Consider the following 23,244-nt stretch of genomic DNA (forward strand, 5'->3'; position numbering starts at 1 on the left):
AGGAATAGATGCAACCATCCCTTATAACCTCCTTTTATAGTTTTTGGTTTATAACTATATATGTTAAAGGGATGGTTGCTCCCTTTGTCAATTATGAGGAAACAAGGGTATTTCGAATAGATTATTTTTGAGGAATGTCGATTACTTTGCTATTTATAACTCCACATATATACTTATTTCTAGAAGATGTCATAATAAAGGAGGATGCGCTGGTATAAATACCAGGTTCTAATACTGTAAATGCTAAATTTTCGCCAATATTTTTGTTTACAATCTTTTCCTTTTCAAATTCAGGATAGTATGCAATTTGGTCTTGTGTTTCAAACCATTTATTGCCTGTTTTTTTGCGTGCATTAAAACCAAGTTCAGAATATTGTTTCCCGGATTGTTCTAATTGCAATATATTAAAATTATCAAGGAAATAATTTTTCAATGCTGGATAATAATCTATATCCAAATGCAAAGCTGGAAAGGTACCAATCACCCACAAATTTGCCCATTCGTAAGAGTAGCGTTTTATATCACGACCTCGCAGTATAGGTTTAATAATTGCTTCAGTGCGTTTTCTTTCTTCTTCATCTTTACAATTATCTAAAATTTCATTCCTTTTTTCTGTAGTGATAATAAACGCTTCATTTAAGCCAGTTAATATGCCACGATAAATCTTTACATCCCAATCCTTTAGCCTTTTACCTATTCTCTCTATCTTTTCCTTAAGCCTTTGTTCAGCATCAGAGCCAATAAACCAAGCATCTTTACTGAGCTTTCTTAAAATTACGCACCTTTTATCTAAAGCCTTTTTTATATCTTCTTTGTCATCTTTTTGCAAAGTTATGGCTTTTAGTAAATTTTTGTTCTCTGATTTTTGAATTAGGAGTATATTGGTGTCAACTGTTGCGCTCTCAAAAACTCCAGGTCCCAAATCTATCAAGATTTTTGGGTTGTATTTAGAAAAAAATTCCCTTAACTTCTCGCCGTAGCCTGCCCTCATCCACTTGTTGGACGTAATAAAACACAAATGGCCGCCATCCTTTAATATCTTGATGCCCTTTTCGTAAAATAAAGTATAAATATCGCCCATCCTATCAAGTACTTCATAACCCAGTTCTTTGTATCTATTTGCAAGCTCGCCGTGATTTTTTTGAAGCTGTATATACGGAGGATTGCCAATTACTATGTCAAATCCATCTACCAGTCCAAACATCCATTCTGGGTCAAACCAATCAGCGGATGCATTTTGGTCAAACATATCAAAGTTAGCTATTCTTTCAGAATCTTCGATGGAATAATGATTTTTTGTAAGCTCATCCAATAACCGTTTTCTCAATTCCTTATCCTTTTTCCTGTATCTTAGCTTCGTAGCTCTATCGCTTGGCCGAAAATATCTATGCTTAAGTTCTTTTAACTCATTTTCTAGTTCTGCAATTCTTCCGATACGATAGAGATAGCCAGGATTTTTAAGCCCAATCAAAGTATTTGCAGCCACAAACTTAGTTTCAAGATTTGGAAGTGGTTGTATGCCAAAATTCTCTTTAGACTTATCAACCTTTTGGTCTATTACAAGGGATATAAAAAATCTTAGCTTGCTTATCTGAATGGCAATTGGTTGAATGTCCACTCCATAAATGCAGTTTTCTATTAGATATAGCTTTCTTGCATAATCTGGATATGTCAGAGCTTCATCAAAGTCTTTATCTATATCTGAAAGCCTATCCTGAATTTCTTTACCATCACCCCTATTTAATTCACTGTTCCAATCTCTTCTAGCCTTTTCTAACTGAAGCTCATACCAATAATTATTGTCTTGGTCCAGTTTATTCAATGCAAAGACTAATTTGTGAAGTATCCCCATAGGGAAGGCTCCAGAACCGCAGGCAGGATCTAATATTTTCAAATTAAAGATCGCACGTACCAATCTCTCTTTTTCTTCTTCACTGATGTCAATGGACTCATCTGAATATGAGAAAATAGATCTTAACTTATCCTCTCCTATATCTGAAAACCTTGAACTCATTAGCTGAACAAGGCTTTCTTCTACCATATAGTCTACTATTTCTCTGGGGGTATAATAGCTTCCTGTAGCCTTTCTTGCAGTAGTAGAGGTCTCAGGGTTATACGCTGCTAGAAGATTTTCAAATACCTTTCCCAGAAGTTCTGGGTCAAGCGCTATCTCCTGATCGAATGGGGTATTTTCATCTACCGTAAAGTTATATGTGCTCAATATGTCAAGAAGCCCTCTTACATTTTTCTTGCCAGATGGCAAATATTTTGTAATGTCTATTTTCTCTTCTTCGTGAAAGAAAAGATAATCTGGTATCTTTGCAGTCTTTTTTTCATTTCTGGAAAACCCATCAACATAAACAACCCTATTATTTTCATCTTCTTTATCCAGACAGTCAAATAAGCCACCGTTTAAGAATGGCACAGATTTGAAGAGTTCTAACACTTTATCATTGTCTACAAGGAACTTATCTGAATATCTATAAAGAGTCTTTACTCCGTAAGTAGATCTATCTTTTATAAATCCTTCATTGCTGGCAAAACCTCTTTTAGATATCTCGCAGTTTAACGTTGCGAAAAATAGATTTTGTAAGATTGCGTTGTAATAGTTACACGAACCACCCTGCAAAAAGTCTTTGACAATCTCTTTCAATTTATCCTTTGAAAAGAGAATTTCAGGTACTAAATCCTTCTCTTTCAAAAACCAGATAAATATAACCCTTGTTATTAATCTTATAAGATTTTCGGAATTTCTTATTTCTTTGTCCTTTTCAGGATTATCAGAAATTTTAGCATCATCTGGAAAGTAGACCTTGTCAATAGCCCAGAAATACCAACTCTGAATCTCGTTGTAAAATTCCTTTGTAACTGGCTCTACAGAAAATGCATCCTTTATCTCTTGAAAGCTTTTAAAATTGCATTTTCCGATCTGACTTTTAAAGGTCTTGTTTGTTCGGGATTTATCCACATAGAATGTAAATCTTTTATAGGGACTATATTCGCTTTTTGTACCTAAGTATTCCCTGTATATAAGAGAGAGCCTAAACTTACTATCATCATCATAAAATGCAAATATGGCTACTTCTAAATTTCTATCTATGATAATCTTCTTTGCTAATTTAAACTGCTCTTTTTTCCCAGATCTTTCGCTAAGATTAGCTTTTACTTTAGCAGAAAAAAGTCCAAATCTGTAACCATCTTCAAAGTCTATATTCCCCAGATTTTTTATATTTTCAAATTCTTTAAATTCAAAGTATTCTAGATCCTCATCATTAGGCCTAAACAAGTCATTTCTGTCTAATAATTTTCTTAGTTTATCATTGCTAAAGCCCTCTATTAAAGACTCTACAATTTCCATATTTTAAGATTCCTTTCTATTTTCTATTGCGATAATTATCTCTCTTTTTAACAACTTCAATCTTTCCTTTTCTTTCTCTAGATAATCTTCTTTTAGCTCTCTCTTAAGAATTTTCATCTCTTTAAAAATTTTGTCAGCACCCTTTAATTTCTCCATATCCACTATCCTTCTGATCGTATATTCTGATAGCGTTCCAAAATCAACTATATCCTCTATCAGGGTATTTATAAAGCCTTTTAGCTCTGAAAATGAATCGTTTCGCAAAAGACTGTTTAAGAAGGCTTTTGCCTTCTCTTCGTTGCTATTAGATATATTTCCCCTCTTATTTTTAGATATATCTTCTAGACTTTTTAACTCTGTATAGACATCCCAAAATCTTTCACTCAAGCTAAGGGCTTTCTCTTCAGGTTTTGCTCGAATGCTGTCAATGACCTCATCAAGCGCTCTTGTATTTTTCTCTTCATCGTCATATATCTTGTGATTTATATACAACTTGCCCTTTTTTATAACAACGAAAAGTTCATCCTTATCACCAGATTTTGCTACCTTTACCCTTGTGGGAAAATCCTTTAATCTCTCTAGTATATCAGGAAACTGCTTTTTTATCTTCTCGAATTCCTTATATACTGTTGTATAAAAGCTCTCCCTTTCACTTTTGTCTGGATTTTGCTGAATCTTTTTATAAAGATTTGACGCTGTAGGCTCTTCATCTGGATCAAAAATCTTTGAATCTTCGCCAAGTGATTTGTGAATCATCAACATCTTGCTGGCTGCTATATCTCTTGATTTTACTAGGCCAGACCCCTTTTCTGTGGGAAAGAAATTTGCAATATATAGTTTATTAAATACCTTCTTAGATATCCTATTTATTCTGCCAACCCTCTGAATTACCCTTACAGGATTCCAGGGTATATCGTAATTTACCACAATGCCAGCCCTATTCAGGTTAAATCCTTCAGAAACCATATCGGTAGTAAGGAGTATGTCATACATATCTTCCTGATCCTTGTATGATGCATCGAAGTTCTTTCTTATCTCTCTTAATATCGAAGCGTTTAAAACGCCCTCTACTACCAACACCCGATTGTCAAAAGCCTTCGTTAGTATGTTTTTAAGATACCTTACCGTGTCGCGGTACTCTGTAAATATTACCGCCTTTCTTTTTGGCTCGCCATCAAAAGGAGGTTGGTTAATTATATCTTTCAATTTCTCAGTAAGGGACTTTACTTTAGGATCATCCTTAACAATATTTAGGTCTTCTAGCTCACGTAAAATCTTATTAAATAGATTTAGATCGCTTTCAATGTCACTAACAAACTCATCTCTCTTTTTAAATTTTTCAAGTTCATATATCTTGTAATTTTTTTTATGCTCTTCACTTTCCAACTTTTTGGCATACTCATTTAGATGTTCTTCTATTTCATCTATATCTAACTCAAATATCTTCTCAAGAAGATCCCTATCCAATATATATTTACCAGTTTTTCTAACAAATTTTAAGACATCTTCAGTTATCTTTTTAAAATTTTTTATACTCTGCTCAAATGCCCCAAATGAGCTCTCAAACCTTTTCACAAGTAACCTTCTCATAAAGTCATAGAGGTTTAGCTGCTGTATAAAATAAAAGTTGCCTTCTTTGCTAGACTTCTCTTCAAGATCACCAGGAGTTTTCCCCTGTTCATAAAGATATGGTTTATATATAGCTCCCTTGAATTTGCCGCCATCTTCTGGCAGGGCAAAATATTTACTTATAACCTTATCGTAAAACTTAGACTGCTCCTGTGTTAACTCAAAAAACCACTCCATCGGGTCATCTATATACGAGAGCTCTTTCACATCATTACGATATTGGTCATTTTCTACTAGGTCTATTCTATTTCTTCTGATGATAACGGGTTCTATTACATCTCTTATCTCTTTAGCAATAAGGCGCAGGTGCAAATCAACTGTTTTTATATCCACAAAGCTTTCGCCAAAAGTAGAACTATAATAGCTAATAGCTTTGTTTCTTTTCTTTTGATCTTGTGAATTAAAGTTCTTCTTTACATAAGAAAGCCTGTCAAAGATATTTGAAAAGCCATAAAACTTCGCCTCAAGGTTATCTGAAAGGGTTATACTTGATTTTTTCGGCACAACAAATAGTTTCAATAGAGAAAATATATCATCTGGCTTGTTGTTGAAGGGTGTAGCAGTAAGAAGTATTACCTTCTTGCCCATACATATATTTTTCAGAAGTTCGTAGTCTTTGGTGTTCTGATTCCTAAATCTATGGGCTTCATCCACTATCACTACTTCAATGTCTCTTGCAGCTGATACAACATCTAAAACAGTTTTCAGATCTCCTGACGAAAAAGCCTGCCACCCTAATTTTGCCAATCCAAACTCTTCTAGATATCTATTCCACCCATAACTTTTACTTCTGTCACCTATTATTCCAGGAGGGGCAATAACAATGCCTCTTTGTTTAAGCTCGTAAGCTAAGGCACAGGCTACAATAGTTTTTCCAAGTCCTACAACATCGGCAATTAATACTCCGTTGTTTTGTTCTACTATTCCTAGTGCCTGCTTGATTGCGTCAATCTGATATGTATATGGCGTATAATTGTTCTCTTTAAATATTTCAGTCAACCTCTGGCTGATATCCTTTCCTCTGAATATATCCAGATAGCTCTTCAGAACCAGAGCATATGCCTCAAAAGGCGTAATTTTTCTAATTAGAGTCTCCTTTTCAACAACTTTTAAAAATCTTTCTTTATAGTCGTCACTTTCAGTAATTTTTACTGAATCTTTCCATAAATTATCAAAGTACTCTTCTGCATCGTTAAAGCCATAATCCGAGATCTCCACGTTGAACTCATGCTGATGTAACAATCCAGAGGCAGTAAGATTACTGCTTCCAGTGATAAAGAGCTTATCCCTGCCAATTTGATTGTCTTTTAACTTGAAAAGATAGAGTTTTGAGTGATTTGGTTCAAGGGTTTTTCGTAAATTTAACCTACCAGATTTTATTAAGTGCAAAAAGAAATTTGACTGTTCGTAAAATTCTTTTGTGTCAAAGTAATCCGTATTAATTGATTTCTTTAAAGAATCTAAAAATCCCTCAAATATGTCCTTCCTGCTAAGATTACCTCGTTCAATCGCATACTCGATCAGACCATAATTTAAATTGTCCACATTTAACCCGACTAATACATTTAAGATTACTTCTTCGTTTTTAGATATGCTCTGATAAAGCTCTCTTAACCCAGAAAAATAGAAAAAACCTACAAGAAATTTTAGTTCGTAGCTATTTAGTACCAATTTTGAAACTCTTTCTTTTAAAGACCTATCTTTTGAATTAGTAATAAAGTTACCCATATATAGCCACCATATTCTTTATCCTTAACCCCTAAAAATTTGAATTTAACACAATATAATATAATATTGTCTCAAAAAAGTCTAAAAATAGTTAAGAGATTAATCCTACAAACTTATTTCAAATAAGAATATTTATGTGAAATTGACTATTTGTGTATATACTCAAATGAGGAAATTGCCTGCTAAATTTTCCCCCTCCCTTTTTACAGTAAAGAAAATAATTCTTACACCATTTATCAACACCATTTATCAAGCGTCATCGCGCAATTCATTGTCAAGCTCTTCAAATGAAGCCAAATGGTGGACCTGAGGGGATTCGAACCCCTGACCTCCTCAATGCCATTGAGGCGCGCTCCCAACTGCGCCACAGGCCCACTGCAGTTACATTATAAAGGACTTATAGATTTTTTGCAACCTAAAAAGTAAAGTTCTTTAAACATGAAAAAATCTCAAATATATTGTATTATCTATACTTTAGAATAAAAAATTTTAAAGGAGGAAATGATGGCAAAACACTTTCTTAACCCTGTAACAGATGTAAAAGTCAGCAAACTAATCTTAAAACATTATTACGAAAGCATTATTGATTCCCTTAATTCTGACGTTATCATAGTAGGAGCTGGTCCATCTGGACTGACTGCTGCTAGAGAGCTTGGCAATTCAGGCTTTAAGGTAGTAATTATGGAAAGAAAGCTCTCCCCTGGTGGAGGCACTTGGGGCGGCTCAATGTCCTTTAACAAAGTTGTTATACAAAAGGACCTAAAGGACTATCTAAATGATATAGAATTGCCATTTATAGAAGATGAGGATGCACTAGTAGTAGACTCCTGTCTTTTTGCAAGTCAACTAATTTCTAAGGCGCTAAAGACTCCAAACGTAAAGCTCTTCAACCTGATGACAGTAGTAGATCTCCAGTACACAAACGATGCAGTTACAGGCGTGGTAGTAAACAATACTGGCATAGAAATAGCAGGGCTTCACGTCGATCCTATGGTATTTAAAACAAAAGCGGTGCTTGATTCCACAGGCCATGATGCCGTAGCTGCAAATCTTTATTCAAAGAGAGTACAGCTACCGCTTAAAAAGGAGCACTTTATGAATGCAGTTCAGGGAGAAGAGGATACAGTAAACAATACCAAGATGATAGCAAACGGACTTTTCGTCTCAGGAATGGCAGCCAACAACGTAGACGGTGGCAGCAGAATGGGGCCAATATTTGGTGGAATGTTAAAATCTGGACTAAAGGCTTCTAAATTGATAATGGAGTATATAAAAACTGTTTAACACCCTAACTTTTTATCTGAATTTTCTAGAGGCAAAAAATAGATTAATTGGAAAACAGGTTAGCAAGCTGTTTTTCTATAAGGATAGCTTTACACTAAATCTCTGGGACAAGAAAGAGGGCTCTACCTTCTTTCTTGTTTCACTAATAAACAATATTCCATTCATAGGACTTTCAAAAGATAAGAATATAAATTTAGAGCCGTACAAACACCCATTTTATGACTTTTTAAACAAGCACCTGCCAGGATCTGAGATAACCGAAGTTGTAATCAATAGATTTGACAAGGTATTAAGGATTTCTTTTTCAAATGACTTTCCCGTTGGGAAGTTTGCAAAGTTAGATTTAGTCTTTGAGCTAATTACAAACAAAACTAATGCAATTGCACTATTAGATGATATTATCAAGATTTCATACAAAGAGATAATTCCAGACGATCCTCTAAAAAGAAAGATCATCCCTGGAATTCAATATCAATATCCAGAGAGGTCAAAAAGGATAGAACCAAAAGAGATAACACGAGAGATGTTATTAGAATACGGCGTTGAAAGAACCCTTTCAGAAAAATCTTTTGGATTTCCAAGAAACGTTATAGAAGAAGTAAAGGATTGGGATGTAGAAAAGGTCCTTCAGTGGATAGATAGCGATTTTAAGGGTCTTTATCCAAAAATAATTGATGATGAATTAGTTCTATTTTTAAATTTTGAAGAGAGCTCCTTTCTTGAAACTACCTATACTCTTGGTATAAAAAGAATAGCTATTCTAGAAGAAGGGAAAAGAAGAAGGGAAATAGAATCAGAAAGAAAAAAGAAGATCTTTTATCTACAAAAAAAACTTGATAACGTAAAAAAGGATCTCGAAAAGAACCTCAACTGGCCAGATCTCGAATCAAGGGCAAAAGAAATCTTAAGTAATCTAGACAAAATCGAAATAATAAACAATCAATATTACCTCGGGGGAAAAATAATTGGAAGTTCTTTTACTACTCCAGGCAAAATCGCAAACGAACTCTTTGAAAGGGCAAAGAGAATGAAAAGAGCAGTTTCAAAGATTAATGAAACAATCTCATTTTTAGAATCCGAAATAGAAAAAGCTAAACTAGAACCCTTAAGTATTTCTAAATCTGAAAAAAGATCTGAGAAAAAAAAGAAAAGAGAAAGAGAAAAGACAAAGGATTACATAAAAATAGACTTTGATGACTATACAGTTGCCCTTGTCGGAAAGAATGCCAATTCAAATATAAATTTGCTAAAGATCTCAAATCCAAACGATTGGTGGTTTCACGTTAGAAACTATCCTAGCAGCTATTTGATTTTAAAAACCACTAAAAAGGAGCTGCAACAATCAGATATCAAAAGGGCTGCACAAATATGCGCATACTTTTCCAAAGGGAAAAAAGAGAAAGAAGTAGAAGTAGTCTATACCCAAGTAAAGTATCTTACAAAATCAAAGGGAAAAACCAATGGTATGGTTTTTTACAGAAATGAAAAGACAATCTTTGTATCACCACAAAAAGAGAGAGAGCTATAATCTTTCAAGAGATGTTTGAAGAAAACGACCAAATTGAGCTATTTGCAATACCAACGTTTAAAAAAGAAAGGTTAGACCAATTTCTATTCATGACTATGAAGGATGAATCAAGAAGCTATTATTCGAGATTAATCAAAGATGGATATGTAAAGGTAAATGACAATGTTATCAAAAAGCCTTCCTACAACGTAAAACCGCACGACAAAATAGTTTTACAAAAAAAATTCAAAGCACCCTTTGTTATTGAACAAGATAATCTTGAAATAGATATTTTATATGAAGACGATTATATTATTGTCATTAATAAAGCTAGAAATATGGTAGTTCACCCTGGAGCAGGAAACGCTAGAAACACTATATTAAATGCACTCATAGATTCTATTAACAAAGATGAATTTGCAGATCAGGAAAGACCAGGAATAGTTCATAGACTTGATAAAGAGACAACAGGCGTCTTAATAATAGCAAAATCAGAAAAAATAATGAGAAAACTATCTGAACAATTTAAAAATCGCACCGTAAAAAAAACTTACATTGCTCTGGTTTATGGCCACCTAGACCAAAGAAACGGCCTTATATCAATGCCCATAAAACGATCAAAGATTCACAGACAAAAGATGGAAGTAAATTTCTCTGGCAAAACAGCTATTACTGAATATTCGGTTCTAAGTGAAGGAATGTTTGATAAACAAGTCGTCTCTTTATTAAAAATAAACATTCACACAGGAAGAACCCATCAAATAAGAGTACACATGTCATATATAGGCCATCCTATTGTGGGCGATAAAAAATATTCAACAAGAAGCTGCAAAAACTGCCCGGAAATTGCACTTCATGCTTTAAAAATAGAGTTCTTACACCCAATCTATGATAAAACAGTAAGTTTTAGTGCACCTTTGCCAGAAGATCTCAAACAATTCTTAATTAAGTGCAATATCAACTATGATTTTGACCTATAAACCCTGCTCCAGTAATCCTTTAAGTTTGCTACTTCTTTTTCTAGCCATTCATAATTTTGTACGTACCAGGCTACAGTCTCTCTTAAACCTTGCTCAAGTGTAAAGGAAGGTTTCCAACCCAAATTCTTCGAAATCTTTTCAGTATTCAAAGAATAACGAAAATCGTGTCCTGGTCTATCCTTTACAAACTCAATTAGGTCTTCAGGTTTATTTAGAAATGATAGTATCTTCTTAACGAGATTTAGGTTTGTCATCTCATCTCCACTACCAACGTTATAAACGTTAGCGTCTTCTCCTTCAATCAGGACCTTAAAGATAGCATTGCAGCAATCTTTTACATATGTCCACTCTCTAATATTACTTCCATCGCCATATACTGGAATTCTTTGATTGTTCAGAGCCTTATATATCACTACAGGAATTAATTTTTCAGGGAATTGCCACATACCATAATTATTTGATGGCCTTACTATCCTGGTTTTTAAAGAAAAAGTCCTCGCGTAAGCATTTACTAAAAGATCGGCACTTGCCTTGCTAGCTGAATAAGGTGAATTTGGCCTTAAAGGGGAATCTTCAGAAAACTTTCCCTCTTTACCAAGTTCACCGTATACCTCATCAGTTGATATGTGAACCAATAGAACATCAGAATTCCTTAAAGAATTTAGTATGCTAACAGTACCGTAGATGTTTGTATTGATAAATTCATTCGGTTCAAGGATAGATCTATCCACGTGAGTCTCGGCTGCAAAATTTACAACGGCCTCAATATTATCTGCCTTAATAATTTTTTTAATACACTCTTCATTTCTAATATCATCTTTATAAAAAACAATATCATCCTTTACTGAGCTTATTCGATCCAAAGATCCTGCATAGGTAAGCTTATCAATTACACTAACTCTGTAGCCCTTTTCTACAGCCTGCCTTACAAATTCACTACCTATAAAACCCGCTCCTCCAGTAACAAGTAAGTTCATTAACCTCTCTCCCTCTATTAAAAAATGTATTTTAAAACTAGAAAGATATATATAATAATAACTGTTAAGAGAGCTCTATATTCGTTGTTTGCCTTATATCTCTCAAAAGAAAAAGGAGCCATCTTAAAATTTAAGAAATTTGGAACAAATGCCGGAACCTTCTCTTTATATTCAAGAAATTTCTCTTTGTGTTCTTTGTAAAGTTCCTCCTCCTCTTCTTTCATCTTATGAAAGTGTATAAACAAAAAACCTACAGAAAAGACAACAAGCAAAAATAGACTTCCGCACGCCATCATTACGCCAAGACCAGCTAAAAAACTTCCTAAATAAAGCGGATTTCTGACTATTGAATACGGACCTTCTGTAGATAAAACCTTCACCTTTACAATTGTAGCAGCAGCCCAAGCCCTTAATAACAGACCTAAAATAGAAAAAATTGCCCCTGAAAACAAAGAAACTTTTGTAGGATGAGAAAAGAAAATTATAAGAATAAAAAGCAAATATAAAAGTTTAGTTCTCTTTTTTACAAGAAAGTTTATAATTTTAGATCAGTCCTTTCATCAATTACATGGTTTGTCATTTTACCATATAATTTATTTAAGTTTTATTTGTAACCTTTTATCTAGGAGGGAAATTTGTACATACCCAGTTTATTTGACAACTTAGATAACCAGGAAGAAGATCCAAAAAATGATCTACTAGAATTAAAACTTGACGAAATTATATTAACAGCCAAATCTTGCAAAAAATGTCAATTAAGCCGTACTCGTAAAAACGTGGTATTCGGGGAAGGACCAACAAACCCTGAAATCATGGTAATTGGAGAGGGACCAGGTGAAACAGAAGACATACAAGGCTTGCCGTTTGTAGGAAAGGCTGGGCAACTCCTCACGAAGATCTTTGAATCAGTCGAACTAAACAGAAAAGACATATACATCACAAACGTTGTAAAATGTAGACCCCCTGGTAACAGAAACCCTTTACCAGAAGAAATTGAGGCATGCAGACCATTTTTAGATGTCCAGTTGCAAATTTTAAAACCGAAAATAATAATCTTATTAGGTGCTATTGCCTGCAAAACTATTTTAAAAAATTTTTCCTCGATCACGAAAATTAGAGGAGAAATAATATTTCAGGATGGTAGATATTACATACCCATGTTTCACCCCTCATACCTGTTAAGAAATGCAAGCAGGAGTGTCGGTTCTCCAAGATGGCTTACGTGGAAAGATATGCAAAAAGTAAAAAAGTTTATTGAAAAAGAGAATTAAAAATCTTTGTTAACAGAAAACCTACCAACGTTTCTTAAAGAAATAAAACTACCTATAAAACCAATAAATGTTCCTGTTAAAAGTATTATAAAACACATTAAAATCCATAATGAGGCATTAAGTGGCCAAAAAAATGACCAAGGTGGAGTAACGTTTACGATTAAAAAGCTTAAAAAAATAGACAGAACAATAAAGAAGAAAATCGCTAAAAGAGATGAAAGCAACCCTATAATGCTCCCCTCAAGAATATATGGCATTCTAATAAAATTCGGTTCAGCACCAACCAATTCTAAAATCTCAAGTTCATCTCTTCTTGCAAGCACGGATACTCTAATAGTACTTGAAATAACAACAAGCGATGCAAGTGCAAAGCCGACTAATAAAAGCGAGCCTATAAAAGTAATTTTTTGAACCAAAGCATTAAGTGCATTTAAAAGTTGTTGAGGATATCTTGTTTCATCCACTTGAGGAAATTGCGAGATTACTTGGCTTAGTCCAGCTATATATTCTGGGCTCTTCACTCTAACCTTGATAGTGTCTGGCAACGGATTTTTTATATCAGAAATATTGATCTTATTCTGGAAATACTTTTTAAATTTTTCCCACGCATCATGCTTTGAGATATATTCTACAGATGAGACTCCCTCCATATTGGAAATTGTCCCTACCAAACCGTTTATGTCTTGAGCAGACACATTGTCCTTTAAGAATACAAGCAGCTCCACTTGATCTCCTATTTTTATAGAAGCTTGATATAATGACAAAAAAAGCATTAAAATTAACCCAAAAATTATCATTGTAAAGGATATAGAAATAATAGAAGCTATTGCCATTCCCCCACCCCTGCTTAAAGATACGAGCGCCTCTCTTAAATATATCCTGAATTTACTCATATCTTATTGGTGTGGGCTCTAGGCTGTCAGACTCTATTTGACCATTTTTCAATTGAATAACTCTCTTGTTCATCTTACTTACAATTATCGGATTGTGAGTTGTTATTAAAATAGTCATGCCCATCCTGTTCAGGTTTTCAAAAATGGACATTATTTCCCATGAAGTCTTAAGATCTATATTCCCCGTTGGCTCATCAGCAATTAAAAGGGTCGGATAATAAGATATAGCCCTAGCAATGGCTAACCTTTGCTGCTCTCCTCCTGAAAGTTCATGTGGAAAGGCTCTTGCCTTTCCACTTAGTCTAACAAGCTCTAGCGATTTATATGCTCTTTTCTTAACCTCTCTGTCCGATAAGCCCAACATTTCAAGACATAGTGAGATGTTTTCAATTGCAGTTTTTCTTGGTAAAAGCTTAACATCTTGAAAAACTACGCCAAGAGTTCTTCTAAATAAAGGGATGTCCTTCTCCTTCAACTTCAATAAATTCATGTTGTTAACATAAACTTCCCCTGAAGAAGGAAGCAATGCCCTGTATAAAAGCTTTAACAAAGTCGTTTTACCAGCCCCACTGTGACCAGTAACGAAAACAAAATCCCCCTTATTTACTTCTAAATTTACATCCTTTAAGCCAAAAATTTGGCCATGATAAATCTTTGAAACGTTTTTGAAAATTATAGCGGGATTCATTTTACACACCCCACGATAGTAATCTCTCTTTTATACTATTTGGATCCAAACCATAATAGCTTAACAAATCATTTGGCTTACCAGAAGTCCCAAATCTGTCATTGATTCCAATAAAGGAAATCTTCATAGGATAATTCCTTGAAAGAGTAGATGCAACCATCGAACCAAGTCCATTTATAACATTGTGTTCTTCAGCGGTAAAGACTATATCGTGTTCCTTTGCAATCTTTACTATTAAATCTTCAGGAAACGGTTTTATACATGAAACATTTACCAAAGTGGGTTCAATATTATAACCCTTTAAAAGCTCAATTGCCTCAAGACATTTCCACAACATTATTCCCGTAGCAAAAATTACAATCTTTTTTCCCTTTTTGATAACATATGGCTTTGTGTCAAAAGAATAGTCTTTTGGCAATACATCTGGAACTCCCATCCTACCCAACCTAATATACACAGGACCTTTGTGCTTAAAAGCCCAATTAACCATAGATTTTGTTTCTATAGGATCAGCTGGAACCAATACAGTCATGTTTGGTATCACCGACATCAACGCAATATCCTCTATAGATTGGTGAGATGCGCCATCTTCACCTACTGTAATTCCAGCATGAGACGCGCAAATTTTAACGTTTAAAGACGGGTAGGCTACCGTATTCCTTATTTGCTCCCACGCTCTACCAGTTGCGAATATTGCAAATGTACTCGCATATGGAACAAATCCTGCAAGAGATAGCCCTGCAGCTATACCAATCAAATTTTGCTCTGCTATTCCAACATTGAAAAACCTCTCTGGAAATTCTTTTGCAAAAAGCGAGGTTTTAGTAGATTTTGAAAGATCGGCATCAAGGGCTACTACTTGATTGTTAATTCTACCTAATTCCAATAGTGCTTCCCCATAAGCTTCCCTTGTAGCTTTCAATGCACATCACACTCTCTTATTTCGGAATATGCCACTTTTGCCTGCTCTTCACTCGGGGCTTTCCCATGAAAATCGCACACATTTTCCATAAACGAAACCCCTCTTCCTTTTATAGTATGTGCAATAATTACTAAAGGTTTTTTGTCACTTCTTCCTTTTGCCCTTTGAAGTGCAGGTATCAGCTCTTCAAAGCTATGTCCGTTTAACTCTACTACATTCCACCCAAAAGAAAGCCATTTTTCATTTAATGGTTCTATAGACATTACCTCTTCTGTAAAACCATCTATTTGAAGTTTGTTTCTATCAACAATTGCAGTAAGATTATCGAGCTTGAAGTGGCTCGCTGCCATTGCTGCCTCCCAAATTTGACCTTCTTCTAACTCTCCGTCTCCCAATAACGTAAAAACATGGGAATTAAAGCCTTTTAGTCTTAAACCAAGAGCACAACCAACAGAAATTGATAAACCCTGCCCCAAAGAACCTGTAGAGGCCTCTATCCCAGGCAATTTCCTCATATCTGGATGGCCTTGAAATGGGCTATTTAACTGCCTTAAAGTAACTAGCCCTGACTTATCAAAATAACCTGCCTCTGCAAGAGTAGAATACAAAAGCGGTGCAGCATGCCCCTTTGAAAGGAAAAATCTATCTCTTGTTTCAAGTTGAGGATTTTTTGGATCATAATTCATAACTCCACCAAAAAATAGAGAAACTAAAATTTCCACACCAGAAAGTGATCCACCAGGATGTCCCGATTTCGCAGCAGTAATCATTTTAATTATAGATTCCCTTATATTTACTGCACGTTCTCTCAAATGCAAATCATCCAAACTTCTTTTCTCCTTTCAAATCTTAATCGGATTATATACTAACCATTCCTTTTACTTATTACAATTGAAAGTATTTTATCAACAACCCATTGTACGTCTTTTTCTGTTGAATCAATTACTATTGCATCTTCAGCTACTTTAAGGGGACCAATTTTTCTGGTCAAATCAGACTTGTCCCTTTCTTCAATTTGCTTTAATACATCTTCAAAATTGACTTTAATATTTTTTTCAATTAGTTCTTTGTATCTTCTTTTCGCCCTTTCTTCAAGCGAAGCGGTTAAAAATATCTTTACCTGGGCATCTGGACATACTACAGTAGTAGTGTCACGACCCTCCAAAATTGTATTGGTCGAATTAATTGCCAACTTTCTTTGTTCAGAAGAAAGAAAAGACCTGACAACTTCACTAGAAGCTGCCTTAGAAACATTTTTATCTACCAGCGGCGTTCTTATTTCTTTCGTCAATACATCACCATTTAAAACAACATTGCCATCAATAAAATCAAGCTCAATTGAATTTATTATTTCCTTAAAAACCATTTCTAGATCTTTAGAATTTTCAAGATTTCTTTTTATCAACTCAAAAGTTATAGCTCTATACATTGAACCAGTATCTATATACTTAAAATTAAGCTTTTTGGCTAATTCGCGAGCTACTGTACTCTTACCAGCTCCAGCAGGACCATCAATCGCTACGATCATGTATCAAACCTCGTTTTATAGACTTTTATTAAAATATTCACAATTATACAAGATATAATTCCAATAAGTGTACCAAAGAAAACTCCTTCCAGACTTCTAATTATACTGATATATATTGGAATGTGAATGTGTAAAAAAGTATCTGTTAGCGATATAAAGGCCACTGAAGAAATCAAGAAGAAAAATTTAAAGAAATTAACGCTATTTAATTTGTACAAATAAAAGGAAAAAACAAGCATTGAATATCCAATTAATTCTTTAAACCTTGGCCTTACAAAAAGAGTTTTTTCCAGAAATATCCTTATATGCTCCTCGTCAGGAAATAGACCAATAGGATTTTGATTTCCAGATCTTAAAACATAAATAGCCAAAACTATCAAAAATATCAAAAAGGCGACGAATTCAACTCTTTTCATCGGTTTCATAATTTCATTAACGTAGTCCTTTATGTTGATAGTTCTGAAAAATATTCTTAATCCCAAAAGTACAATAGGCAGTATCAAAAGTAGCTTTATCAATGGAAAGATATTAATCCCAATAACAGATGTTGCAGATAAATATATATTATTAGTTAACAGTGCTCCCAAAATTGAAATGACAAAAACAATAGCAAAATTAAGAAAAAATAACAACCAATTAGAATTTTTAACCTTATTATACAAATAAATTGGTGCAAAAGTAGAACTAAAGAGTGCCGTTTCCCATGCTATAAAATTAAACTTTCCTAGAATAAATAACAAAATATTTACAAGCGCAAGAGTAGTAAAAAAGAATAGCATCTTTCTTGTATTTAAATTTGCAGAACACATAAGTAATAATAAACATCCAAGAGAGAAAAATATACCAAATATCCAGATAAGCCTTACTGGTTTAAAATAAAACTCGTCATGTGCAGTCCAAAGAGCCTTACCAGGTACATATCCTTGAAGTCTTATTTCTTGAACAATATTTTTTATGTATTCAAGATTTGTGTTAATGAGATCGCCCTTCAACGGTTCGCCCCACGGGTTAACGTATAACACCTTTATATTTCTCTCTTTGATCGCTCGACCCCACCTAGGAATAGCATCTGAATATTTTATCTTCTTTCCAGATTCAAACCTGCTATCAGAATAAATAACATTAGCCCCAGGTATTTCATTATTTGTAATTGCATGTACCCTTAACACCTGATATGGAATCATCCTAGCCAATTCGTCTATGCCCTTTTGCTTGGCAAATTCTACATAACCAAAACGTATGTCATTTTTCTCTAAGATTTTAGCATAAACATCAATAAACTTCGGATAACCCAATACTTCTCTTTCTCCAAATATTATCATCCATACATTTTTTGGATACTGATTGACCCATCTTTCAAAATCCTCTTTATTACCATAAAATCGAAAATCATTAATTGGTCTCAACACAATGTCAAAACCTAATTTCTTGCAAAAGTTTATTTCCCTATCAAGAAAACCAAAATACAAAGATGGCAAGTCCTCATCAGAAGAATATATAGATGAGCCTTTCAGAAAGGTTTTTTTAATTAGACCACGATATTTATTTGTTAGTTTACTATATACTTCTTTTGCTAAATCAGGACTTCTAAATTCTGCTACCCATATTATTCCATCTTTAATTGACTTTTCATCAGGATGAACTAAAAAAACTTCTCCACGTTCTACAAGTGATTTAAGATTTGACTCTTTAAGAGCAACTGCAGTAACGCCTTCTTCCCTAAGTTCAGTTAAAAATTTATCAAAGGGATAATTTGTTAGCTCGGCGAGATCTCTAAAACCTTCATAGTCAATTACAATTGATATATGTTTATCGGCTTTTATTTCCACGTCAGATCTAATTGAAGAGATAATAAAAGAAAAGAAAGCTGAAGAAAAAAGCATCAATACTCCCAAATAAAAAAGAAATCTTTTATTTATCATTTAATCACCCTTACTCTTCTCTTTTGATTGTTTTAATAAATACGCTTTTTGAAATTCGTCAATATTTCCATCCAAAACTCCGTACACATCACCAATTTCTAAATTTGTTCTATGATCTTTTACCATTGTATAGGGATGCAATACATAAGTTCTAATCTGTTTTCCCCATGAAGCATCTGTATCGCCTTTAAATTCATTTAGCTTATCCCTCTGTTTTTCTTCATAGAGACTGCTTAGTTTTGAAATAAGGATCTTCATTGCTGCTTCTTTGTTTTGAAATTGACTTCTTTCATTCCTACATGTAACAACAATTCCAGTTGGCAAATGAGTAATCCTTACTGCAGAATCAGTTTTGTTTACATGCTGACCACCGGCACCAGAAGCCCTAAAGGTTTCTATCTTTAAATCTAGGCTATTTATATTTACCTCTTTTACATCCTCTATTAAGGGTGTGACCTCAACCAAAACAAAAGATGTATGTCTTCTGTTATTAAAATCAAAGGGAGAAAGTCTAATTAATCTATGAACGCCTTGTTCAGATTTCAAAAAACCATAAGAATATCTTCCTCTAAAGAAGACGGTAGCTGATCTTATTCCAGCTTCATCACCTGGGCTTTGATCTACCAATTCCACAGTATAATTATTCTTTTCACCCCATCTAATATACATCCTAAGAAGCATTTCTGCAAAGTCTTGTGCATCAACCCCACCTGCCCCAGCGCTTATCGTGAGCACGGCATCATAGCTATCGTATTTATCAGATAAAAGAGCCTTAAATTCCATTTCTTCTAGAATCTTTATCAAATTATTATAGCTTTCTGTAAGCTCAGACTCTACATCTTCACCTTGAAATTCTGTCCAAAATAAAAAATCTTCAAAAATAGAATTTAGATTATTCCATTCGTCAATGCTTTTTTGAAGACTATCAGCAAGCCGAGTTAAATTTGAAGCCCTCTGTACGTCTTCCCAAATTTCTGGATTCGCCAATTCATTTCTTATATTTTCTAGTTTTTTTGCTTTATTATCCAGGTCAAAGACAGTCACGAATTTTTATAATTCTTTCATTCAAAGAATTAATATCGTATTCTATCATTTTTCGTTCCTTCCACAACAATGTTTATACTTTTTACCGCTACCACAAGGGCATGGGTCATTTCTGCCTATTTTTTTCTTTTTAGTATTCCTTTGATTGTTATTAGCCCCATTTATATTGGTTTTAGTTTGAACATTTTGTTGCTTTTCAGCCAAATCTTCCCTTTTTTCAACAACTACATTGAATAAAAATTTTAAAGTATCTTTTTTAATAAGGGTAACTGTTTCCTGAAATAGCTTTGATGCTTCTATTTTATATTCCACAAGAGGATCTTTTTGTCCATAAGCCCTAAGACCTATTCCCTCTCTAAGAGAATCGTTGTCCTGTAAATACTCCATCCACTTTTCATCTATAACTCTTAGAGATATATACTTTTCTAATGTTCTCAACAACTCCGAACCTAACTCTGACTCCCTAATATCGTATTTTTCTTTTAAGAAAGACTTAAGCTTTGTCTTTAAGTCTGATACATCCTTACAGTTATCAAAAACTTCTTCGTCTATCTTTACAATTTCTTGGAAAGATTCTTTAAGAACTGATAAATTTTCTTCATTAATTGTCTTTTTGGGACACGCATCATCCACCAGTCTATCCACAAGGTCTTCGATCCAGCCAACAACTATATCCTTACAATCTTCATGAGTTAGTAATTTTTGCCTTTCAGAATAGATATACTCTCGCTGCCTATTCAAAACGTCATCATATTCTATAAGCTGCTTTCTTATTGCAAAATTGTTTTCTTCTACTTTTTTCTGTGCGTTTTCAACGGCTTTTGTAACCCAACTGTGTTCAATTGGTTCATTTTCATCAATATTCAACTTGTTCATCAGGGCTACAAGTCTATCAGAACCGAATAGTCTTAGAAGATCATCGTCTAAGGATAGATAAAATCTTGATGAACCAGGATCTCCCTGTCTTCCTGCACGTCCTCTCAACTGATTATCTATTCTTCTACTCTCATGCCTTGAAGTGCCAATTATGTGAAGCCCACCAAGTTGTTTCACCTCATCGTCAATTACAATATCCACTCCTCTACCAGCCATATTGGTAGCAATAGTTACCGACTTCTTCTCACCAGCATGAGAAATTATTTCAGCCTCTTTTTCATGATATTTTGCATTTAAAACATGATGAGGGATCCCTTTTTTCTTTAAAAGTAAACTAAGCTTTTCTGATTTCTCAATAGATACGGTCCCAACTAAAACTGGTTGACCTCTTTCGAAGCATTCCTGAATTTCCCTTATTACAGCTCTAAATTTGGCTTCTTCGTTTTTGTATATTACATCAGGAAAATCAACTCTTATTACAGGTTTATTTGTGGGTATTTCTACTACCATTAAGTTATAAATTTTTATAAATTCAGCTTCATCAGTTTTTGCAGTACCCGTCATACCTGCCAATTTAGCATAAGATCTAAAATAATTTTGAATAGTAATCGTTGCTATAGTTTGCGTTTCTTCTCTGACTCTCACATGCTCCTTCGCTTCAATTGCTTGGTGCAAACCATCAGAATATCTTCTCCCATGCATTAATCTTCCTGTAAATTCATCTACGATAATTACCTCGCCATCCTTAACTACATAATCTTTTTCTTTTCTAAAAAGGTGATGAGCTCTTAACAATTGGATAAGAACATGAAGGACATCAATATATTTAACGTCATAAAGGTTCTCAATACCTAGTAATTTCTCTGCCTTAGCAACTCCAACTTCAGTCAAGGAAAGCGTTTTAGTCTTTTCATCGGGTGTAAAATCTTCTTCAGGTTTTAATCTAAGTGCTATTGGGTTAAGCCTATTGTATAATTCTGTTTTTTGGGCAGCTCTTCCAGAGATAATCAAAGGAGTTCTAGCCTCATCAATTAAAATACTGTCAACTTCGTCTACAATTGCGTAATTCAAGCCTCTCTGGACCTGCTCTGCTATAGATAAAGCCATATTATCTCTTAAATAATCAAAACCAAATTCATGATTCACACCATATGTAATATCGCAATTGTACGCTGCTTTTCTCTCTTCATTATTGAAATTGTTCTGTAAATATCCTACAGAAACGCCAAGATACTCGTAAACAGGTCTCATCCATTCGGCGTCTCTTTTTGCAAGATAGTCGTTTACAGTAACAATATGTACACCTTTACCACTTAGCGCATTAAGGTAAGCAGCCGTAGTTGCAGCAAGAGTTTTGCCTTCGCCAGTAGCCATTTCTGCAATTTTACCATCATTGAGCACAAGTCCGCCGATAAGTTGAACATCAAAGTGCCTGAGGCCTAATGTCCTCAAAGAGGCCTCTCTTGCCATTGCAAAGGCGTTAATAAGAATCTCACTTGGAAATTCTTTTTCTTTATAATCCTTTAAGAAGTTTCTGTAGTTGTTGGTTATTTGTAAAAAGTCTTCCCTTGTTAACTTCTTTATCTCTTCTTCTTTGTTATTAATTGCGGCAACTATTTCGTAGTATTTTTTTAGTTCGTTTTCCCTATTTGAGCCTAAAATTTTACTTAAAAGCTTTTTAAACATTTATATTCCTCATATTTATTTTTCAGGTTCAATTAAACCGTATCCACCTTCGTTTCTCTTATAAACTACGTTAACATCCATAGTTTGAGAGTTGATAAAAACATAAAAGTTGTGCCCTAAAAGCTCCATATCTATTATAGCCTCTTCTGGAGTAATTGGCTTTAAAGGAAATCTTTTTGTCCTGACTATCTTATTTTCATTATTTTCATGAACTACTTCATCACCTTTTTGTACTAAGAAGTTCTCGCTTATTAAATTCCTGTGTCTTTGCACTAACTTTTCCTTATATTTTGAGATTTGTCTTTCAAGTTTATCATAAACTAAATCAATCGCAGTCCTCAAATCCTCTGAACTTTCCTGAGCCCTAATCGTGGAACCTGCTGCAAAGATAGTAACCTCAGCCGAAAAGATTTGTTTAGTTTTTTTAGCGCAGCTTTTAGATAGGACAACTTGAACTTCAATTATTTTTTTAAAGAATTTCTCTAATTTTGAAAATTTGTTGGAAGTATAATTTTTTAGATCTTCCGATAAATTTACACCTTTATCTTTCACGATTATTTGCATATTTATCCTCCTTTGAGATTAAACTTTATAATAGTTATAATTGTAAAACCACTTCACAATTATTCTTATATATCCTACCACTTATTAAACTAAGAAAACAAAAGCCCCTCCCCGGGGGCTTTTGAAATGTTCAAATACTAAAAAATTATTATTTTAAAGATAATAATATCTTATTTATGATACCTTAGTAACGTTTGATGCCTGTGGTCCCTTTGGGCCATCTACAATTTCAAATTGGACAGCTTGACCTTGCTCTAGGGTTCTAAATCCTTTACCCTGGATTGCACTATAGTGCACAAAGACGTCGCCACTCCCGTCATCCTTTGAAATAAATCCATAGCCCTTTTCATTGTTAAACCACTTTACTTTACCCAAAAACATAAATAA

General features: G+C 34.1%; 18 protein-coding genes and 1 tRNA gene. 4 read left to right on the forward strand and 15 right to left on the reverse strand.

Going from position 1 to position 23,244, the window contains the following annotated elements; all coding sequences use genetic code 11:
- Positions 1 to 121 precede the first annotated feature (121 nt).
- The 3 genes from ACWIUX_RS00485 to ACWIUX_RS00495 form a co-directional block, all read right to left on the reverse strand.
- The gene (locus ACWIUX_RS00485; RefSeq protein WP_448588760.1) at positions 122 to 3,358 is read right to left on the reverse strand and encodes an Eco57I restriction-modification methylase domain-containing protein; all 3,237 of its coding nucleotides are present in this window, start codon (positions 3,356 to 3,358) and stop codon (positions 122 to 124) included.
- Positions 3,359 to 3,361: 3 nt separating this feature from the next.
- Positions 3,362 to 6,715: a helicase-related protein gene (locus ACWIUX_RS00490; RefSeq protein WP_448588761.1), complete on the reverse strand. Its 3,354-nt coding sequence runs from the start codon at positions 6,713 to 6,715 to the stop codon at positions 3,362 to 3,364.
- A 298-nt stretch (positions 6,716 to 7,013) separates the two neighbouring features.
- Positions 7,014 to 7,089 (reverse strand) — tRNA-Ala (locus ACWIUX_RS00495).
- 130 nt (positions 7,090 to 7,219) lie between these two features.
- On the opposite strand from ACWIUX_RS00495, the gene ACWIUX_RS00500 reads away from it, so the two are divergent.
- The 3 genes from ACWIUX_RS00500 (at position 7,220) to ACWIUX_RS00510 (ending at position 10,486) form a co-directional block, all read left to right on the forward strand.
- Positions 7,220 to 7,999: a sulfide-dependent adenosine diphosphate thiazole synthase gene (locus tag ACWIUX_RS00500; RefSeq protein ID WP_448588762.1), complete on the forward strand. Its 780-nt coding sequence runs from the start codon at positions 7,220 to 7,222 to the stop codon at positions 7,997 to 7,999.
- Between the two features lie 67 nt (positions 8,000 to 8,066).
- The gene (locus ACWIUX_RS00505; protein WP_448588798.1) at positions 8,067 to 9,527 is read left to right on the forward strand and encodes an NFACT RNA binding domain-containing protein; all 1,461 of its coding nucleotides are present in this window, start codon (positions 8,067 to 8,069) and stop codon (positions 9,525 to 9,527) included.
- Between the two features lie 11 nt (positions 9,528 to 9,538).
- On the forward strand, positions 9,539 to 10,486 hold the full coding sequence (locus ACWIUX_RS00510) for an RluA family pseudouridine synthase (RefSeq protein ID WP_448588763.1): 948 nt from the start codon (positions 9,539 to 9,541) through the stop codon (positions 10,484 to 10,486).
- Here the strand turns inward: ACWIUX_RS00510 and rfbB are convergent.
- On the reverse strand, positions 10,468 to 11,463 hold the full coding sequence (rfbB, locus tag ACWIUX_RS00515; RefSeq protein ID WP_448588764.1) for a dTDP-glucose 4,6-dehydratase: 996 nt from the start codon (positions 11,461 to 11,463) through the stop codon (positions 10,468 to 10,470). The genes ACWIUX_RS00510 and rfbB overlap by 19 nt on opposite strands.
- A 17-nt stretch (positions 11,464 to 11,480) precedes the next feature.
- The gene (locus tag ACWIUX_RS00520) at positions 11,481 to 11,963 is read right to left on the reverse strand and encodes a methyltransferase family protein (RefSeq protein ID WP_448588765.1); all 483 of its coding nucleotides are present in this window, start codon (positions 11,961 to 11,963) and stop codon (positions 11,481 to 11,483) included.
- A gap of 135 nt (positions 11,964 to 12,098) precedes the next feature.
- Between ACWIUX_RS00520 and ACWIUX_RS00525 the strand changes: the two genes are divergently transcribed.
- Complete coding sequence (locus ACWIUX_RS00525; RefSeq protein WP_448588766.1) at positions 12,099 to 12,734, forward strand: uracil-DNA glycosylase; 636 nt, start codon at positions 12,099 to 12,101, stop codon at positions 12,732 to 12,734.
- Here ACWIUX_RS00525 and ACWIUX_RS00530 read toward each other — a convergent pair.
- From ACWIUX_RS00530 to ACWIUX_RS00575, 10 genes are all read right to left on the reverse strand, one after another.
- Positions 12,731 to 13,567 (reverse strand): cell division protein FtsX, encoded by an 837-nt coding sequence (locus tag ACWIUX_RS00530; RefSeq protein ID WP_448588767.1) that lies wholly within the window; start codon positions 13,565 to 13,567, stop codon positions 12,731 to 12,733. The genes ACWIUX_RS00525 and ACWIUX_RS00530 overlap by 4 nt on opposite strands.
- Positions 13,568 to 13,619: 52 nt before the next feature.
- Positions 13,620 to 14,315, reverse strand: a complete 696-nt coding sequence (gene ftsE, locus ACWIUX_RS00535; protein WP_448588768.1) for a cell division ATP-binding protein FtsE — start codon at positions 14,313 to 14,315, stop codon at positions 13,620 to 13,622.
- Between the two features lies 1 nt (position 14,316).
- Positions 14,317 to 15,237: a transketolase family protein gene (locus tag ACWIUX_RS00540; RefSeq protein ID WP_448588769.1), complete on the reverse strand. Its 921-nt coding sequence runs from the start codon at positions 15,235 to 15,237 to the stop codon at positions 14,317 to 14,319.
- A complete protein-coding gene (locus tag ACWIUX_RS00545; protein ID WP_448588770.1) occupies positions 15,234 to 16,064 on the reverse strand; it encodes a transketolase in 831 nt (276 codons plus the stop codon). Before ACWIUX_RS00545 ends, ACWIUX_RS00540 begins: the two co-directional genes overlap by 4 nt.
- Before the next feature lie 38 nt (positions 16,065 to 16,102).
- Positions 16,103 to 16,765 (reverse strand): (d)CMP kinase, encoded by a 663-nt coding sequence (gene cmk / locus ACWIUX_RS00550; RefSeq protein WP_448588771.1) that lies wholly within the window; start codon positions 16,763 to 16,765, stop codon positions 16,103 to 16,105.
- Complete coding sequence (locus ACWIUX_RS00555) at positions 16,762 to 18,687, reverse strand: DUF5693 family protein (protein WP_448588772.1); 1,926 nt, start codon at positions 18,685 to 18,687, stop codon at positions 16,762 to 16,764. Before ACWIUX_RS00555 ends, cmk begins: the two co-directional genes overlap by 4 nt.
- Positions 18,688 to 19,780, reverse strand: a protein-coding gene (prfB, locus tag ACWIUX_RS00560; protein WP_448588773.1) for a peptide chain release factor 2 whose coding sequence is annotated in 2 segments (ribosomal slippage) — positions 18,688 to 19,719 and positions 19,721 to 19,780 — 1,092 coding nt in all. Because the reading frame shifts where the segments join, the coding sequence is not laid out codon by codon here.
- Positions 19,777 to 22,293, reverse strand: a complete 2,517-nt coding sequence (gene secA / locus ACWIUX_RS00565; RefSeq protein WP_448588774.1) for a preprotein translocase subunit SecA — start codon at positions 22,291 to 22,293, stop codon at positions 19,777 to 19,779. Before secA ends, prfB begins: the two co-directional genes overlap by 4 nt.
- 15 nt (positions 22,294 to 22,308) lie before the next feature.
- A complete protein-coding gene (hpf, locus tag ACWIUX_RS00570) occupies positions 22,309 to 22,857 on the reverse strand; it encodes a ribosome hibernation-promoting factor, HPF/YfiA family (protein ID WP_448588775.1) in 549 nt (182 codons plus the stop codon).
- Positions 22,858 to 23,031: 174 nt separating this feature from the next.
- Positions 23,032 to 23,238 (reverse strand): cold-shock protein, encoded by a 207-nt coding sequence (locus ACWIUX_RS00575; protein ID WP_013756123.1) that lies wholly within the window; start codon positions 23,236 to 23,238, stop codon positions 23,032 to 23,034.
- Positions 23,239 to 23,244 lie beyond the last annotated feature (6 nt).

It is taken from the genome of Thermodesulfobium sp. (assembly GCF_053498235.1).